This window comes from Rhizobium sp. CRRU65 (assembly GCF_048551595.1).
GTDB classification, from domain to species: Bacteria; Pseudomonadota; Alphaproteobacteria; order Rhizobiales; family Rhizobiaceae; genus Rhizobium; species Rhizobium leguminosarum_J.
Genome location: NZ_JBLYZH010000004.1, coordinates 41,943 through 58,425 on the forward strand (window position 1 = coordinate 41,943; position 16,483 = coordinate 58,425).

Here is a 16,483-nt window from a genome sequence, read left to right on the forward strand (position 1 = left end):
AAATGTTAGAGCATTTTCGCGACTTGGAGCAAAACGGAAATGCTCTAACCACTAGGATGCCGCCTTCAACAGCCGGTAATGTGTCGTCATCGCCTGGCCCTCGACATCCACCACCTCTTCGATCGGCCCGGCCTCGCGGGCCATCGCCACGCGATAGCGCCTGGGCGCCATACCCGTCATCCGCTTGAAAGCGTTGCTGAAGGCGCTTTCGGATGTGTAGCCGAGCGAAAGCGCCAGCGCCGAAACCGGCATGCTACCCTCCCGCAGCTCGCGTTCGGCAAGGCGCATGCGCCAGCCGGTGAGGTAGGTGAGCGGCGCAACCCCCGCCACGGTCTTGAACCGCAGTGCAAAGCTCGTGCGCGACATGCCGGCCGCCTTTGCCAGTTCGCCAAGCTGCCAGGACCGGCCGGGATCGCCATGCATCAGCCGCAGCGCCGGCGCAATGCGATCGTCGCCGAAGGCGCGGAGCCACCCGACCGTCAATGGCGCCGAGCTCATGATATGCGCCCTCAGCACCTGCACGAACATCAACTGCGCAAGCTGGGTCGAGGCGAGCAGGGCGCCTGGCCGCTTTGCCGCCATCTCCCGCACCAGCTGGTCGAGCAGCCAGCGCAGCACGCCGGCTTCGGCAAGGGCGGCGCGCACATGAATGATCGGCGGCAACACGTCGGACAACAGCTCCATGCCCTGCGGCCCGAGCGCGATGTGGCCACCGAGATAATGGAAATCCTCGCCAACGCCGTGGCGCGCCATGCCGTCGACCTTCTCCTTGAACGCGCCGACCGCGTCAGTGGGCGCAACGGCAAGGTCGCTCGCCAGGATGAAGGAATGCCGGCCGTTCAGAAGCGCAACGTCGCCCGCCTCGAGCAGAATGGGTTCGCTGCCATTGTCGAGGCAAAGCCAGCAGCGCCCTTTGGCAACCGCGCTGATCTTGATCCGGTTCGGCCGGGGGAAGCGCAGCGCCCAGGCACCGCCGGCGATCAGCCCGCCCGACACCAGGCAGCGCGCATCGAGCAGATTGAGCATTTCGGAGAGCGGGTCACTGATCATTTTTGAACGATGAAGCAGGAAATCTGGATTTGCAAGCATTCAGAATCCCGTTTCCGAGGCGTACAGAAGGCCATCTTGCAACAACGGAGGGCATGCCATGTCCACCCCACAAGCTCCCATCGGTTCCGCCTTCGGTGCGGCATCAACCGCCGCCGACGTCATTGCCGGGCGCGATCTTTCAGGCAAGGTCGCGATCGTCACCGGCGGTTATTCCGGTCTTGGCCTCGAGACGGCTCGTGTGCTCGCCGAAGCCGGCGCCAGGGTTGTCGTCCCCGCCCGCAATCTCGAAAAAGCCAAGGCAGCCGTGGAAAGCATTCCCGGCCTTGTGCTGGAAAAGCTCGACCTGATGGACCCCGGCTCGATCGACGACTTCGCCGACCGCTTCCTCGAAAGCGGCGAGCCCCTGCATCTGCTCATCAACAATGCTGCCGTCATGGCGAACCCGCTGACGCGTGACGCCCGCGGTTACGAATCGCAGTTCTCCACCAATCATCTCGGCCATTTTCAGCTTACGGCTCGCCTCTGGCCGGCACTGGTGAAGGCCGAGGGCGCGCGCGTCGTCGCCGTCTCCTCGCGCGGTCACGTCTTCTCCGGCGTCGATTTCGATGATCCGAATTTCGAGAACCGCGAATACGCGCCCTATCTCGCTTACGGCCAGTCGAAGACGGCAAATGCTCTCTTTGCGATCTCACTGGACGCTTTGGGTGCGAAGCACGGTGTCAGAGCCTTCTCGCTGCATCCCGGCGGTATAGTCACCACCGATCTGGTCCGCCACCAGTCGAGCGACTTCCTCAAGGCGAGCGGCTATGTCGACGAGGATGGCAAGCCGGTCATCGATCCGGAAAACAACAAGAAGACGATTGAGCAGGGGGCGGCGACCACCGTCTGGTGCGCCGTCAGCGAGAAGCTAGAGGGGCTCGGCGGCGTCTATTGCGAGAACTGCGATATCGCCACCGCCGTCCCCGGCGATTCGACCGAGATGCTCGGCGTCCGTCCTTGGGCAACCGATCCGCAACTCGCCGAACGCCTCTGGCAGTTGAGCGAGCGGCTGACGGGCTTCATCGCCAGCTGATGGGGCGCCGCACGGCCGGCCCACAGTCACGGAGTTCGATTTCCCTACAACCTAAGTCTAAGGTGCTGCCACTGTTTGCAACTTGTTAACCATGTTGCCTGAAGCTTTTCTGATTGGAGCGGGGGAGCGTCGGTCATGCATGCGCTGAAGGCGATAGACGATCTGGCCGCAGAACCTGTGGTCGAAGCGGTGGGGCCAGATCCCGAGGCGCTGCGCCACATCCTGCTGCGTCTTGCCGAAGAAGCCTCCACCCTTGGCATCGACCTCGTCGATATCGCCGGCGCCATCCAGGACATGGCGGGAATGTCGGCCCGGCATGCCTCGGCCTTCGATCATGTCACCCGCACCGCGCTGTCGATTGCCGAGACCAACCGCTCGGTCGCCGTGTCGCTGCGCGAGACCGACCGCACGGCGGCCGAGGCCCGCCACATGCTGAAAGAATCGGCCGACCGCCTGACCGGCTCCGTCGCCGAGATCGGCCATATGGTCCAGTCCTCCAACGAGATCGGCACTGAGATTGCCGGCTTCTCCAAGTCGCTTGCCGATGTCGACAATATTGCCGAGGAGATCAGCATCATCGCCCGCCAGACCAACCTGCTGGCGCTGAATGCCGCGATCGAGGCGGCGCGCGCCGGCGATGCGGGCAAGGGTTTTGCGGTCGTCGCCACCGAGGTCCGAGCCCTTTCGCTGCAGACCTCGAAGGCGACTGGTTCCATCCAGCAGACGCTGGACGAACTGCGTGTCAAGATCGACCGGCTGTCGGCTGTCGGCAGCGATGCGCGCGACAGTGCGGCCGGCGTGCGTGACAAGTCGGAGGCGATGCGCGGCGCCTTCGAAAGCATGGAACATGTGATCACCCGCATCCTCGACAGTTCGACTGTCATGGCCAACACCACCGAGGCGGTCGACCAGCAATGCGCCGGCTTCGTCGAGAAACTCGGCGAGATGTCAGCCGAGGTCGCCGGCTCGAATGTCAGGCTACAGCAGGCGGCAAAGCGCGTCGACAGCGTCGTCGGCCTCTCGGAAACCCTGATCCAGCTGACGGCGAGCGCCGGCGTCAAGACTGCCGACAGCCGCTGGATCGAGGAAGCGCAGTCGGTGGCAAGGCAGATTTCCGGCGCCTTCGAACGTGCCGTCGCTGAAGGGCAGATCGGGCTCGATGCTCTCTTCGGCCGACGCTATCGGCCGATAGCGGGCTCCGATCCGGCACAGGTGATGGCAGCCTTCACCGAACTCACCGACCGCCTGCTGCCGCCGATCCAGGAACCCGTCACAACCTTGGACGAGCGCATCGCCTTCTGCGCGGCGATCGACGAGAACGGCTATCTGCCGACTCACAACCGGAAGTTCTCGCAAGCCCAGCGGCCCGGCGACACCGTCTGGAACACCGCCAATTGCCGCAACCGCCGCATCTTCGCCGATCGCGTCGGCCTTGCCGCCGGCCGCAGCACCGCGCCCTTCCTCGTCCAGACCTACAGGCGCGACATGGGCGGCGGCAATTTCGTGATGATGAAGGATATCTCCGCTCCGATCACAGTGCGCGGACGGCATTGGGGAGGCTTGCGGCTGGCGATTAAGGTCTGAGCCCTGGGGTCAAACTCTGACCGACCCCGCATTGCCGCCACCGGCGCGCCGGTCTATACCGCGCCGATGAGATTACGCGCCGACATCTTCGTTTCCGCCCTCTTGCGCCGCGTCTTTGCCAGCGGCGATTTCGCCGCCGTCGAGAAGAAGGGCGCGGAGGAGGCGGGTGCAATCTTCATCCGTCAACACTTCCGCGACGGCCTGGAAACGCTCTATGCGCCGGCGCCGCAGACCGCCTTCGACGAAGGCCAGGCCGGCGACCGCCTGTTCGAGATCCGCCTGTCGCGCGGCGAACCGGAAGCAGTGCGCGCGATGCTGGAGCGCGAACGCAAGTTCGATCCCGATCTCTGGATCGTCGAGCTGGAGGCGGAGGAACTGGGGGACATGATCCCGCTTATCAGGGACAGCGGATGACGGCCGGAGGCAGCCGTCAGGTCAGCGCCATTTCAACAGCCGCTCGCTGAGATCCCAGAGCCTGTCCGCGTCGCGCAGCAGATGTTGGTCGCGGCGACCCTGTTGAATGGAGCGGTCATGCCTTCAGAAGGCTTTCGGCGCAGTCGACGACGGTCACGGCACCGGGTCGGGGCGTAAAGCCGAGCAATCGCTGCGCCTTCTCTGAGGTGAGCCGGAACTTGCGTCCGATCAGCGGCGCCAGGCTTTTCAGCTTCGGCAGGAAGGGCAGCAGGAGCCTCACTAATATGGTCGGCAGGCGCCGTGTCGGCGTCTTGAGCCCGCTCGAACCGAGGCCCACCCGCAGCGCCCTGGCAATATCTTCCATCCACATGAATTCGCCGGCGGCGATGAAGCGTTCGCCGGCTGCCCCCGGCGAGATCATCGCCTTTATGTGCAGTTCCGCCAGATCGCGCACGTCGACCACCCAGAAGCCAAGCCGCGGCATCGCGCGCGGGCGGCCCTGCAGCAAGTCCTGGATGATCCCGGCGGAGCCGGGCGTCTCCTTGAAAAGGACCGGGCCGAAGACGGCGCCCGGCAGCACCGTCGTCAGCCGGCTGGTTTTTCCGCGCCCTTCCATGAAATCCCAGGCCGCGCGTTCTGCGAGGATCTTCGACACGCGATAGGCATCGAACTGCGGATCGTCGGGATTGGCCCAGATCGTCTCGTCGCTGATCCGGTCGGTGCTGAGCGGCGGGCGGGCGGCGGCCGCAGCCGACGTCATGACGACGCGTTTCACATCTGCCGCAATGGCCGCTCGCAACACGCGCAGAGTTCCGGCGCGGGCGGGTTCGAGGAATGCATGCTTGTCGCCGGGCTCTCCGCCGCCGAGCGGTGATGCGACATGGAGGACATAATCGCAGCCTTGCATCGCTATCTCCCAGCCTGCGTCGGCAAGCAGATCGGCGACGACGAATGGGAGGTTGTCGGTGTTCCCGGCTACTACGGCGATAGCCGAGCGAAGACCTGCTTCCCGGGAAAGGTCGCGTATCGTCGTGCGCACGAGATAACCGCGCTTCAGCAGTTCGACGATGCACCAGCCGGCCACGAATCCGGAGCCGCCGGTTACAAGCACTGTCTCAGCCATGCCGTCTCCTCGTTCAACACATCAAGGTATCGTGCGCCGGGATCTGCGTTCTTGCCGTCGCGACAGTCTCGTTCGTGCTGTGCTGCACAGGCCTTCGGCCCGTCGTTGCCATCAATTGTTTACACTCGTATACTTCAGGGAGAAGCAAGAGTCTACAGATGTAGACAATGGATGGAACAAGAGGAATGACACGCACCACCAACGCGCGTCCGCGTAATGCGGCGGCGACACGCGAGGCGATCCTGGCGTCCGCGAGGCGCGCATTCGCGCAATCGGGTTATGACGGCGCCGGCGTACGCGACATCGCAGCTGGCGCCGGCGTCACCGCCATGCTCGTCAATCGCTATTTCGGCTCGAAGGAGAAGCTGTTTGCCGAGGTGATTGCCGCGACGATGGCGGCCCCGATTATCCTGACGGCGGAAAACCTTGCCTCCGCAAAACTTGGCGAGGCCATCGCCGCCTCGCTTGTCGACATCACCAAGGCGGGCGATACTCCGCTGGAGGGCTTTCTCATCATGCTGCATTCGGCATCGAGCAAGCGCGCCGCCGAGATCGGCCGTGAACAGATCGAGGCTGGCCATCAAAAGGTGATGACGGGTGCGCTCAGCGGCGATCTGGCGCCGCAGCGCGCCGCTCTCATTCTATCTATTGTCGCAGGTTTCCAGGTGATGCGGCAGATGATAGGCCTCTCGGCACTTGCGGATGCGGAACCCGAAGCGCTGGTGAAGCTGCTTGCACCGGTCTTCCAGTTGCTCATCGAGGCGGAGGGAGCAGACAGGCCGCTCTAAAGCATGTCGAGTAAAACTGCGCAGCGATTTTGCGATAACGACACGCGTAAAAACAAAGACCTAAAGCGCGAGGAGCGAATCTGAACGATCACGACGTGCATTAGGCGGATCGGGCTATTTTGCCTTCAACGAGACCGCCGTCCCATGACGCGCATGTCGCGCTGCGGCGGCGCCTGGCGGATGAAGCGATAGTCGGGCGTTGCCGCCGGCGCGGGCAAGGCGGGCGCTTCCGGCTTATAAGTGTAGCGATCGGCGCGCCGCCAGGCTTCGACGCGTTCGTGGCATTCTTCCGGGTCGAGCGCATCGAGCACCATCCAGCCGCGCGTGACGTTATGCTGCTGTTCGGCAAGGTGCGGATAGAGCCTTTCGAGCACGAAGACGGCGTCGAGAAAGCCCATGCCGAGGCTGGTCAGCGTCGTGGCGAGCTGCTGGCCGGAAAGATCGAGCATGATGCGCTCGGCAAGCCAGCGGCTGGCGGAAAGCGCATCGGCAAGCGCGGTTGCGAAATGCGTCGCCTCACGCGAACGGGCGAAGCGCACCAGCAGCGCCTCTTGAATGTCGGTGAGCGTGCGCAGACCGAGCCTGTCCTCGTCGGCACGGCCGAGATGGCCGGCAAGCCCGAGGATGCGCTCGCGCAACGCCTCTTCATTGGCAATCCGCTGTTCCGCCAGCGCATCTGCCTCGTTGGTCTCAGTCGGCGCTGGTGAAAGCGGGACCGCCGGCGATTCCATCACTGGCGCCGATGCGCTCGCGGACCGCGGCTGGCTCTGGCGCAGCGCCACCAGCGCATCGATGACCTTCGGCGAGAGTGAATCGCGGCTGACGATCGCCTTGACATGTGCTGCACCCTGCATGCGCGCGATGGTGATCAGCGTGTCGTCGGCGACTGCCTTTGAGGCGGCAAGAAAAGGCGCCGCGATCTCGATCGGCTGGTTGCCGATGAACAGCGCTACAGCGGCCGGCATGTTCTGGCATTGGGACAGCGCCGCGACCGCCTGGCGCTTGGCCTCGTCGGAGGAAGCCTGGAACAGCGGCATGAAAAGTTCGGCGAATTGGCGCAGTTCGGACCTTGTCGGATGAGACAGGTTCTCGAAACTGCTGACAGTCGCCATCAACACCACGTCCTTTTTCCTGACGGCCAAGGGGCCTTCTAGGTCTCGAAACCGGTCACGCACAAAAACACCCCGAAAACGCAGAACAAGGGGACCAAGGGCCGATATGCGCTGGCGGAACGCATGTCAGGCCATACGGTTATGAACAAATCCTACACCGGTACGGTTAATGCATGCTGAAGATTTTATTAAAATGCTACAGAAATATACACGCGAAAAGTGTCGCGACATGGTTGGCCGGCAATATAAAAATGCGCGGTTTGAAAGGAGTATTGCAACGATGCCTATCGCTGCCGTGATGGTGGAAAAACTCAGGCGGCCCTTTGATCGCGTAGCGCGTGCAGCAGCTTTTCGCGGCTGTCGTAACCTGCCTGATAAAGGTCGAGTGCTGCGGATGCCGCGAATTGCGCGTCGACGCTTTTGATGTCGATGCGCCGTTCTGTGCACCAGGCATCAAGCGCACTGCGCAGCACGTCGAGATCGTCAGGCGAGAAAGATGAATTTACCAGCAAAGACACCGCTTGCCCTCCGCATTCCGGCAAGAACGTGGAAAATCCCGATCGATCGGAGCCCGGAAACGTGTGATCGACATGAGCGAACATACGCGCATCCGCGCGCCTCGCAATTAAATATTTTCGTGATGTATTTTTGCAACATCGCGCTTTTCCCGGCCGGCGGATTGCAGCGCCGATGTCAACTATATGAATTGTTTCTAAATTTATCCGTTGAACTCCAGCCGGCAGTTTGCGCAGGCGGGGTGAAACCAAATCAACTCTTCGAGCGTTAAAGGGGAAGTAACGTGAACTGTGTTTGGCATCGGCCGAATATTAGTAAACTGTTAACTGTCATCTGTCTCAATTCGGATAGGAACGACGCGATTTGAGTATTTGGATCGTTGAAACTCCGCATCACGGTATTTCAATCAGGTGCCGTGGGAAAGGCGCGAATGCCCTCGGTCCGGTCATCCCGGTACTGCAGGACGCGCCGGCCCGCACATTGGCGGGCAGGGTGAAATCCATCGCAAGTTCATCCGTCTCGGGCAGTGCATGGAGACGAGAATGGCAATAGTAGTCGCATTGGCGGATCGGCAGCCGCGGGCGCCGCGTCGTCCGGACAAAGAGCCCCGCGAAGCCAAGATTCTTTGGTTCACCGGCGTCCGCTACGAGCGGTTGGCCGAGAGCCCGAAACATCGTCCGGCGCCCGCGCCACGCGTCAACAAGAAGTAACCGCTCTTCAACCTCAGCGAGCGGCGAATTGCTCGCAGCCGGCTTCCGTCAGGAAGTTGCGCGCAGCCTCATCGAAGCTCGCCTGCGGCGCCAGCGTCCGCAGCACGGCATAGCCGTCAGGCCGTGCCATTTCCACCAGGATCGCCTGTTGCAGCTCCTGCGGCAAGTTCTTGCGTAGGTCTGTCAGCTGGATCGGACTGCCGGCCAGCACATCGAGCGCGCCGCCGACCGATGTCCTGTCGTTCATGCTGAAGACCTCGTTGGAGGCGCTGTCGTAGATCGCGATCGACCAGAAGGGCACATTGCCCTTGGCAGTGAAATGCACCGGCGCATCCTCGACGTCGAAGGAGCAGACGGCGGTGCGCAGGAAGGGGTCGCCATTGGCAAGGCCGGCTTCGTCATACTGGTTGCCAAGCAGGTAGAAATTGTTGAGGTCGCCCTCTGCCTCCACGCGGGTCGCCGCATCCCTGCCGGTGAAATGCGGCAGCGACAGGATGATCACGAGATGCAGCAGGGCTGCGCCGAAAAGACCGGTCAGGACCGCGAAGAATATCCTAAGCATTGCCGCATCCGGTCTTGGTGAGCTTCGGCATGGCGAGGTCGATCACGCCGGAACTGCCGGCGGTCGGGGTGTCGAACAGCGTCAGTACCAGCCGGAAGGTGCCGGCCTGTGGCAAGGCCAGCCAGTTGCCCGGCTGTGCGACGGCTGAGATCTCGATCGAGAAGCCGCTATCTTGCTGGCGCAGCACCGTCCAGGAATTCAGCGCTGAGGGATGCCCGGTCGTCACCGCCGCCGGATTGCCGCCATTGTCGGCGGTAAAGAGGGTCCAGAGCCGGGCAGGCGGCGTCTGCCCGCTGATGCGGTAGCGGCAGCCGGCATTCAGCCGCGCGCCCTCGTCGTCGACGCTCGCCGTAAACGTCAGGCCCTCGGCGCTGCCATAGAGCAGCTTGCCGGCGCGTGCCCGGTGCGACTTGGCATAAGGATCGGCCTCGACCGTCTGCAGCGCTGGAAAGGCCTCCCAGGCGCCGAGCTTGATCGCCCCGAAACCCTGTGTCGCGTCCAGCGCATAAAGCGAAATCATGATCCCGCCGCCAAAGGCGACGATCAGCGTGATCGCGATAAAGAGGGGGAATCGAAACACGTCAAGACCTTGGAAACCATATCGGATGAAAGGGTTACCACTGATTCTGGCAGGGTGGAATGCCGCGCCGTGACATGGGAGCCGATTGATCCACGGTTATGTCCATGCGGCAAAGCCGTCATGCCAAGTGCGGCAACGGCAATCCGTGCCGATATATCGAGGCGGGCGGAGGCTGATTTCGGGATCGTGCGCCAGGCGGAGCCTGCTACTCCGCGCTCGCCACCTTCGCTGGCGCGAGCGGGGCGGCATTCTTCAGCTTTTCGCCGAGCTTCTTGAGGATGTCGGTCGATTGAACCGAGAGCATGCGCGGCCGGATGAGCTGCGGCAATCCGTCCTGCGGCTTGGCGGCGGCGGTCTTGGCGAGATCCTTTTCCGAGGGCAGGGGGTTTTCGACGCCGGGGATGGCCCGCAGCGTCACACCCTGGTGGGCGTAGTCCATGGCGCGCTTGAAGGTCATCGCCGGCAGCGAGCCGCCGGTCATCTCGTTGGTCGAGGTGTAGTCGTCATTGCCGAACCAGACGGCGCAGGTGTAATTGCCGGTGAAGCCGACGAACCAGGCGTCGCGATAGGCCTGGGTCGTGCCGGTCTTGCCGGCCGTCAGGATGCCGTTGTCGAGGGCTGCCTTGCGCGCCGTGCCGACATAGGGAACACGCGACAACATCTGGTTCATATAGGCGTCGGCCTGTTCGGAGAGCACGCGTTTCGGCGCCGGCTCGTCACGGTCGAAATCGTAGAGCACGTCGCCGTCGTAATCGAGGATCTGGGTGATGCCGTGGCGGCGCGACTGGTAGCCGCCGGCCGGGAAGGTGGCATAGGCCGTCGCCTGGTCGAGGACCGTCACCTCGGAGGTGCCGATCGGGATGGTGACGTCGTCGCGGATGGGCGTTTCGACGCCGAGGTTCTTCGCCATCGCCCGGATCGGCTGAATACCGAGTTTTTCCTTGGCGAGCCGCACCGGCACGGTGTTGATCGACTGGGCGATCGCGGTCTCGAGTGTGATGCGGCCGGCATAGCGGTTTGCGTAATTGTGCGGGCTCCAGTTGCCCCAGTAGATCGGCGCATCGACGATCGTCGTCTGCGGCGTCATGCCGCTCTCCATCGCCACAGCATAAGTGTAGACCTTGAAGGACGAGCCCGGCTGGCGCAGCGCCCTGCTGGCGCGGTTGAACTGGCTCTCCCCGTAATCCCGGCCGCCGACCATGGCGCGCACGGCGCCACCGTTTTCGATCATCACCATCGCGCCCTGCTTGGCGTGATAGGCCTCGCCATATTCGCGCAGCGACGTCTCGACCGAATCCTCCGCCGCCTGCTGGATGCCCATGTCGATCGTCGTGCGCACCATCAGCGAATGCTGGTGGAAGCGCGACGAAAGCCGCTGGACCTCGTCGAAAGCCCAATCGAGGAAGAAATCGGGCGATTCCACCTCGTTGCGGTCGACGACGGTGGCCGGATTGCGCCTGGCGGCGATCACCTGGCCCTCGGTCATCAACCCGCTCTGCACCAGATTGGTCAGCACTTCGTTGGCGCGGGCACGCGCCGCCGGCAGGTTGACATGCGGCGCGTATTTCGCCGGCGCCTTGAACAGGCCGGCAAGCATGGCGGATTCGGCAAGGTTCACATCGGTGATGTTCTTGCCGAAATAGAACTGCGCCGCCGCCGCCGCGCCAAAAGTACCGCCGCCCATATAGGCGCGGTCGAGATAGGTGGAGAGGATTTCCTTCTTGGAAAGGTTCGCCTCGAGCCACAGTGCCAGGAACGCCTCGGTGACCTTGCGGTCGATCGAGCGTTCGTTCGACAGGAACAGGTTCTTGGCGAGCTGCTGCGTCAGTGTCGAGCCGCCTTGAACGACTTCGCCCGCGCGCGCATTCTCGCTCATGGCGCGGAAGAGGCCGATGAAATCGATGCCGAAATGGTCGAAGAAGCGCCGGTCCTCGGTGGCGATCACCGATTTGATCAGCGAATCCGGCAGCTCGTCGATCGGTACGGAATTCTGGTGGATGACGCCGCGATGGCCGATGACGTTGCCGTAGCGGTCAGTGAAGGTGACGGCGAAATCGCCGCGGTTGCGCCAGTCTTCCTTGGTTGCCTCGAAGGCGGGCTGGGCAAGCAGCAGCATCAGCACCGAGCCGGCCGCCCCGAGCGTCAGCCCTTCGCCGGCGAGTTCGAAGACCATGCGCTTCCAGCCGCGCACGCGGAAGCGGCGGAAGAAAATGGTAATGTCTTCCCAGATCTCGGCAGCGCGGAAGCCGGCGTTCCAGACGGTCGAATCGATCCAGGAATCGATGCGCAGTAGAATGTGACGGCTCTTCGCCGGCCGCTTTTCCGCTGCCTCGCTCGCCGCTTTTCCGGGCCTTTTTTCTGGCCCGTTTTCTGGCCCATTTCCTGGCCCATTTCCTGGGTTGTCCGGATCCTGCACGTCCTGTATTCCCGCCTGATCTCGCTTCGGTCATATCAGACAAAAGCGCGAGGCCCGCATATGGCCGCAAATCTCTCCGATACCAGGAGAGAATTCTCCGAGTACCAGGAGTATACTGAAGGATTGATTGATTTTGCGGCCGATAACAAGAGAGATGCATAAGGGTCACGCGAATTTGCGGGTCGCTGTTGCATGAAACGACGATGAACGATGTGCCCTTCTGGAAGAGCAAGACGCTTGCCGAGATGACCGTCGCCGAGTGGGAAAGCCTCTGCGACGGCTGCGGCCTCTGTTGCCTCAACAAGATCGAGGAATGGGATAGCGGCGATATCTATTTCACCTCGGTCAGCTGCAAGCTGCTAGACGGCGAAAGCTGTCGCTGCTCCAGCTATGAGAACCGCTGGGATTTCGTGCCGGACTGCGTGCAGCTGACCAAGGAGAACGTGCCCGATATCGCCTGGCTGCCGCCCACCTGCGGCTACCGGCTGGTCAATGAAGGCCGCGACCTCTACTGGTGGCACCCGCTCGTCTCCGGCGACCCGGAGACCGTCCATGCGGCCGGCATTTCCGCGCGAGGCCGCGCGATCAACGAAAATGAGATCGATCTCGATGATCTCGAGGATTATGTCGTCGACTGGCCGCTGACCGTGGGCGAGGAGAAGGACGACGAGGACGCCTGAGACCGCTGGCGAAGGCTTTCTCTCGCACGGCTTGCCTCCGGCGCGATGCGTAAAATTGGCACTGGCCGCTGCTTGATTATTGAAAAGTGAGACCCTACTTGCGGTGCAACCCGCTGGTCCGGGCCCCTCTGGCGAGAGCTTCGGCACTCTTGCGATGTCGGACCTCTTCTCCGACAACCAGTGCCGACAGGGGACTATCCTTGAATCTCTCATTTTTGTTCGTCGAGTGGCTGGGAACGCCGCTCTGGATGTGGTCGAGCTTTTTCGCCCTCGTCATCGCCATTCTGTCGTTCGACCTCGGTATTCTTCATAAGCAGAACAAGGAGATCGGCGTCGGCGAAAGCGTCAGGCTTTCCGCTCTCTATATCGCGCTCGGCCTTACCTTCGGTGGTTTTGTATGGTGGTACCTCGGCTCCGAGGCCGGTCTTGCCTATATGACGGGCTTCGTCGTCGAAAAGACGCTGGCCCTCGACAACGTCTTCGTCATCGCTCTGATCTTCTCGTTCTTTGCCGTGCCGCGCATCTACCAGCACCGGGTGCTCTTCTGGGGCATTCTCGGCGTCATCGTGCTGCGCGCCATCATGATCGGCGTCGGCGCGACGCTGGTCGCCGAATTCGCCTGGCTTCTCTATATCTTCGCCGCGTTCCTGATCGTCACCGGCATCAAGATGCTGGTCATCAAGGAGGCAGAGCCTGATGTCTCGAAGAACATCCTCGTGCGCTTCATGCGCAGCCGCTTCAACGTCACCGAGGAACATCACGGCGAACGGTTCTTCGTCAGAAAGGCAAATCCCAGGACGGGGAGGATGACTTGGTTCATCACGCCGCTCTTCATGGCGCTGGTGATGGTCGAGGTGGCCGACGTTATCTTCGCCGTGGATTCGGTCCCCGCGATCTTCGCAATCACCACCGATCCGTTCATCGTCTACACCTCGAACATCTTCGCGATCCTCGGCCTTCGCGCCCTTTACTTCGCGCTTGCTGCGATGATTCATCGCTTCCGTTACCTCAAGCCGGCGCTTGCCATCGTGCTGATCTTCATCGGCTCGAAGATCTTCCTCGCCGACCTGCTGGGCCTTGAAAAATTCCCGGCCGCGCTCTCGCTCAGCATCACCTTCGCGATCATCGCAGCCGGCGTGGTCTGGAGCCTTCTCAAGACGCGGGATCCGCAGCAGCCCGCCTGAGCGGGCTCTGCACAGGGAATACGTCAACAAAGAAGGAAACAGATATGATTTCGAATTTCATCGGTTGGATTTTTGCCCTGCTCGTCGTCGATCCGTTGCAGGCTGAGATCCAGCAACAGGCTGAGCGCGCCCGGCTTCCCGTGGAGATCGTCCGCCAGTCCCAGGCCTGCCTGACATCCCAGGGGCCGAAGCTCATAGAGCGCGCCGCCGGCGACTACGGCTGGGCGGCGGCCACAGTCGTCAGCATAGCGATCGGTCATACCGCGCCGGCCGAACTTCTCGACGGCAGCGACCCGCAATGCGCAGCCCTGGTCGGCGCCCTGAAGGGAGCCGGCGCGGGTGCGTGACGGCGACCAGCTGAAAATGGACTGCGTAATGTCTGATCAAGCCGGAAATAGACGGCCGCCGCGCGGTGTGGCCACCGCGCGGCTCCGGGAGATGCTGGAACTCGCCCGGGCGAAGGGCGGCCTCTCCATCGGCGAGGCTCTGGAGGCGATGGGCTCGACCAGCATCGCCTTCACCATCCTGTTCCTGGCAATCCCGGCACTGACCCCGATTCCCGGGCCATTCGGAATGGTTTTCGGTACCGCGCTGGCGCTGGTCTCCCTCCAGATCGTTGCGGGCGGCCGGAAGGTCTGGCTGCCCGCCATCGTCAGGGATCGCCGGGTTTCATCGGCGGCGCTCGATCTCGTCGTGGGTCACGCGGTCCCGGTGATCGCCCGGGTGGAGAAGGTCGTGCGCGCCGGCCGGCTGCAGGCCCTCACCGGCCCGACGGTGCAGGCGCTGCTCGGCATTCCTGTCTTCCTGCTCGCCGTGGTGATCGCGCTGCCGATCCCCTTCGGCAATATTCTGCCGGTGTTCTCGCTGGTGGTGCTCGCCGTCGCCCTGATGGAGCGGGATGGTCTCGTCACCCTGATCGGACTGCTGCTCACATTGGCGACCATCGTCGCGACTGCCGCCTTGCTATATTTTATCAAGGCGATGATCTTCACGGCCTCTTAACCTGAATGGACAGGTACCGCGGCGAGGAAATGCCGCAACTCCGTCTGGACATAGGCAGCCACCGGCCCTTCGGCGCCAAAACCCCACCAGATGAGCGAACCCTGCCATTGCGACAGCATCAGCCGGGCGATCGTCTCCGGCGCCTTCGCCGAGCCGAAACATCGCGCGATTGCCGCCGTCAGTGCCGCTCCCCAGGCCGCACCCCGGGCACGCAGCACCGGATCGCGAAAATCCTCGCGAAGCACCAGCAGTCCCTCGCCATAGGCGGCGGCATTATCGCCGTAATCCTGCGACAGGCCGACGAGCAGCGCGACGGCGCCTTCTTGCGTTTTCGGCACGACCTCGGCAAGCCGCGCCGTTTCCGCATCAAGCCTGTCCCAGGCATAAAGCAGCGCGGCGCGCAGCATCGCCGCTTTCGTGGCGAAGCGCTGTACCAGCGTCGAGCCGGAAAGACCGCTCGTTTTCGCCACCGCCGCAAAGGTCGCCGCCTCCGGCCCCTCGGCATGGATCAGCGCCAGCACCATGGCGAGAAGCTGTTCGTCGGACAGTGTGCGGCGACGCGGCATGAAATTCCTCTTGCATTCACATTATATATAAACGATCATTCGTTTATAAACAAGGAGCGCCGGCCAATTCCTGGCGCTTCCATTACGGCATAAGGCGTTCTACAGCGCCGCGCCTCTTTAGAGGCGCAAAGGACGCTGTAACACTTTGCATTGGCGTGGAGGATGGAGAAGTGACAGCAAACTTGCGGGAGAAAGTTGCCTTGGTGGCGGGTGCCACGCGCGGCGCCGGCCGCGGCATCGCGGTGGAGCTCGGCGCCGCCGGCGCCACCGTCTACGTGACTGGGCGCACGACGCGCGCCAAGCAATCCGAATATGCCAGGCCGGAGACGATCGAAGAGACGGCCGAACTGGTAACCGCCGCAGGCGGTAAGGGTATCGCCGTGCAGGTGGACCATCTCATCAAACAACAGGTCGAGGCGCTGGTCGCCCGCATCCGCAGCGAAGCCGGTCGGCTGGATATTCTCGTCAACGACATCTGGGGCTGCGAGAAGCTATTCGAATGGGACAAGGCCGTCTGGGAGCATTCGCTGGACAAGGGCCTGCGCATGCTGCAGCTCGGCATCGAGACGCATCTGATTACCGCCCACTACGCCTTGCCGCTGATGATCGAGCGGCCCGGCGGGCTGCTGGTGGAGATGACCGACGGCACAGCCGAATACAATGCCACCCATTACCGGCTGTCGCCCTTTTACGACCTCGTCAAAACGGGCGTCACCCGCATGGCCTGGGCGCATGCGCAAGATTTGGCGAAACACGGCGCCACCGCCGTTTCGATCACGCCCGGCTGGCTGCGCTCCGAAATGATGCTGGATGCTTATGGTGTTCGCGAGGAGAACTGGCGCGAGGCGACGAAAGTGCAGCCGCATTTCGCCATTTCCGAAACGCCGCATTTCGTCGGCCGCGCCGTTGCGGCCATCGCCGCCGATCCCGACCGCGCCCGCTGGAACGGCCAGTCGCTGTCGAGCGGCGGAGTGGCCAAGACCTACGGCTTCGACGATATCGACGGTTCGCGGCCGGATTGCTGGCGCTACATGGTGGAAGTGCAGGAGCCGGGCAGACCGGCTGACGTGACGGGTTATCGCTAAACAATTCCAGGGAAACGGCTTTCCCTGGAATTGGATGCA

General features: G+C 62.8%; 18 protein-coding genes. 10 read left to right on the forward strand and 8 right to left on the reverse strand.

From position 1 onward, the window contains the following. Positions 1–51: 51 nt before the first annotated feature. Entirely contained in the window at positions 52–1,089 is a 1,038-nt protein-coding gene (locus ACM5SV_RS09170; RefSeq protein WP_222014423.1) for an AraC family transcriptional regulator, read from the reverse strand. Positions 1,090–1,147: 58 nt separating this feature from the next. On the opposite strand from ACM5SV_RS09170, the gene ACM5SV_RS09175 reads away from it, so the two are divergent. From ACM5SV_RS09175 to ACM5SV_RS09185, 3 genes are all read left to right on the forward strand, one after another. Continuing rightward, on the forward strand, positions 1,148–2,122 hold the full coding sequence (locus tag ACM5SV_RS09175; protein ID WP_222014422.1) for an oxidoreductase: 975 nt from the start codon (positions 1,148–1,150) through the stop codon (positions 2,120–2,122). Positions 2,123–2,257: 135 nt separating this feature from the next. Next, positions 2,258–3,706: a methyl-accepting chemotaxis protein gene (locus ACM5SV_RS09180; RefSeq protein ID WP_222014421.1), complete on the forward strand. Its 1,449-nt coding sequence runs from the start codon at positions 2,258–2,260 to the stop codon at positions 3,704–3,706. Positions 3,707–3,772: 66 nt separating this feature from the next. Then, positions 3,773–4,120, forward strand: coding sequence for a DUF1491 family protein (locus tag ACM5SV_RS09185; protein WP_222014419.1), 348 nt, complete (start codon positions 3,773–3,775; stop codon positions 4,118–4,120). Positions 4,121–4,235: 115 nt separating this feature from the next. Here ACM5SV_RS09185 and ACM5SV_RS09190 read toward each other — a convergent pair whose 3' ends face one another. Further along, positions 4,236–5,243, reverse strand: coding sequence for an SDR family oxidoreductase (locus ACM5SV_RS09190; protein WP_222014417.1), 1,008 nt, complete (start codon positions 5,241–5,243; stop codon positions 4,236–4,238). A gap of 185 nt (positions 5,244–5,428) precedes the next feature. Here ACM5SV_RS09190 and ACM5SV_RS09195 point away from each other — a divergent pair, with 185 nt between their 5' ends. Then, positions 5,429–6,031: a TetR/AcrR family transcriptional regulator gene (locus ACM5SV_RS09195; protein ID WP_128439221.1), complete on the forward strand. Its 603-nt coding sequence runs from the start codon at positions 5,429–5,431 to the stop codon at positions 6,029–6,031. 125 nt (positions 6,032–6,156) lie between these two features. On the opposite strand, the gene ACM5SV_RS09200 is transcribed toward ACM5SV_RS09195, so the two are convergent. Beyond that, positions 6,157–7,206 carry a DUF2336 domain-containing protein gene (locus tag ACM5SV_RS09200; protein ID WP_128439220.1) on the reverse strand — a complete coding sequence of 350 codons (1,050 nt, stop codon included), beginning with the start codon at positions 7,204–7,206 and terminating at the stop codon, positions 6,157–6,159. Between the two features lie 248 nt (positions 7,207–7,454). Further along, the gene (locus ACM5SV_RS09205) at positions 7,455–7,661 is read right to left on the reverse strand and encodes a hypothetical protein (protein WP_113547109.1); all 207 of its coding nucleotides are present in this window, start codon (positions 7,659–7,661) and stop codon (positions 7,455–7,457) included. Between the two features lie 540 nt (positions 7,662–8,201). Between ACM5SV_RS09205 and ACM5SV_RS09210 the strand changes: the two genes are divergently transcribed. After that, positions 8,202–8,369: a hypothetical protein gene (locus ACM5SV_RS09210; protein ID WP_012756666.1), complete on the forward strand. Its 168-nt coding sequence runs from the start codon at positions 8,202–8,204 to the stop codon at positions 8,367–8,369. Positions 8,370–8,382: 13 nt separating this feature from the next. Here ACM5SV_RS09210 and ACM5SV_RS09215 read toward each other — a convergent pair whose 3' ends face one another. From ACM5SV_RS09215 to ACM5SV_RS09225, 3 genes are all read right to left on the reverse strand, one after another. Continuing rightward, the gene (locus ACM5SV_RS09215; RefSeq protein ID WP_012756667.1) at positions 8,383–8,931 is read right to left on the reverse strand and encodes a membrane protein; all 549 of its coding nucleotides are present in this window, start codon (positions 8,929–8,931) and stop codon (positions 8,383–8,385) included. Then, complete coding sequence (locus tag ACM5SV_RS09220) at positions 8,924–9,511, reverse strand: DUF1214 domain-containing protein (RefSeq protein ID WP_012756668.1); 588 nt, start codon at positions 9,509–9,511, stop codon at positions 8,924–8,926. Before ACM5SV_RS09220 ends, ACM5SV_RS09215 begins: the two co-directional genes overlap by 8 nt. 205 nt (positions 9,512–9,716) lie before the next feature. Beyond that, positions 9,717–11,927 carry a transglycosylase domain-containing protein gene (locus ACM5SV_RS09225; protein WP_222014416.1) on the reverse strand — a complete coding sequence of 737 codons (2,211 nt, stop codon included), beginning with the start codon at positions 11,925–11,927 and terminating at the stop codon, positions 9,717–9,719. Positions 11,928–12,130: 203 nt separating this feature from the next. Between ACM5SV_RS09225 and ACM5SV_RS09230 the strand changes: the two genes are divergently transcribed. From ACM5SV_RS09230 to ACM5SV_RS09245, 4 genes are all read left to right on the forward strand, one after another. Then, positions 12,131–12,607 (forward strand): YcgN family cysteine cluster protein, encoded by a 477-nt coding sequence (locus ACM5SV_RS09230; RefSeq protein WP_113547094.1) that lies wholly within the window; start codon positions 12,131–12,133, stop codon positions 12,605–12,607. 200 nt (positions 12,608–12,807) lie between these two features. Further along, positions 12,808–13,791, forward strand: coding sequence for a TerC family protein (locus ACM5SV_RS09235; protein WP_012756672.1), 984 nt, complete (start codon positions 12,808–12,810; stop codon positions 13,789–13,791). Between the two features lie 44 nt (positions 13,792–13,835). After that, complete coding sequence (locus tag ACM5SV_RS09240) at positions 13,836–14,138, forward strand: hypothetical protein (RefSeq protein ID WP_012756673.1); 303 nt, start codon at positions 13,836–13,838, stop codon at positions 14,136–14,138. 28 nt (positions 14,139–14,166) lie between these two features. Further along, positions 14,167–14,793: an exopolysaccharide biosynthesis protein gene (locus tag ACM5SV_RS09245; protein WP_041935487.1), complete on the forward strand. Its 627-nt coding sequence runs from the start codon at positions 14,167–14,169 to the stop codon at positions 14,791–14,793. On the opposite strand, the gene ACM5SV_RS09250 is transcribed toward ACM5SV_RS09245, so the two are convergent. Beyond that, positions 14,790–15,359 (reverse strand): TetR/AcrR family transcriptional regulator, encoded by a 570-nt coding sequence (locus tag ACM5SV_RS09250; protein WP_012756675.1) that lies wholly within the window; start codon positions 15,357–15,359, stop codon positions 14,790–14,792. The genes ACM5SV_RS09245 and ACM5SV_RS09250 overlap by 4 nt on opposite strands. Positions 15,360–15,529: 170 nt before the next feature. Here ACM5SV_RS09250 and ACM5SV_RS09255 point away from each other — a divergent pair, with 170 nt between their 5' ends. Beyond that, positions 15,530–16,444, forward strand: coding sequence for an SDR family oxidoreductase (locus ACM5SV_RS09255; protein WP_017993424.1), 915 nt, complete (start codon positions 15,530–15,532; stop codon positions 16,442–16,444). Positions 16,445–16,483 lie beyond the last annotated feature (39 nt).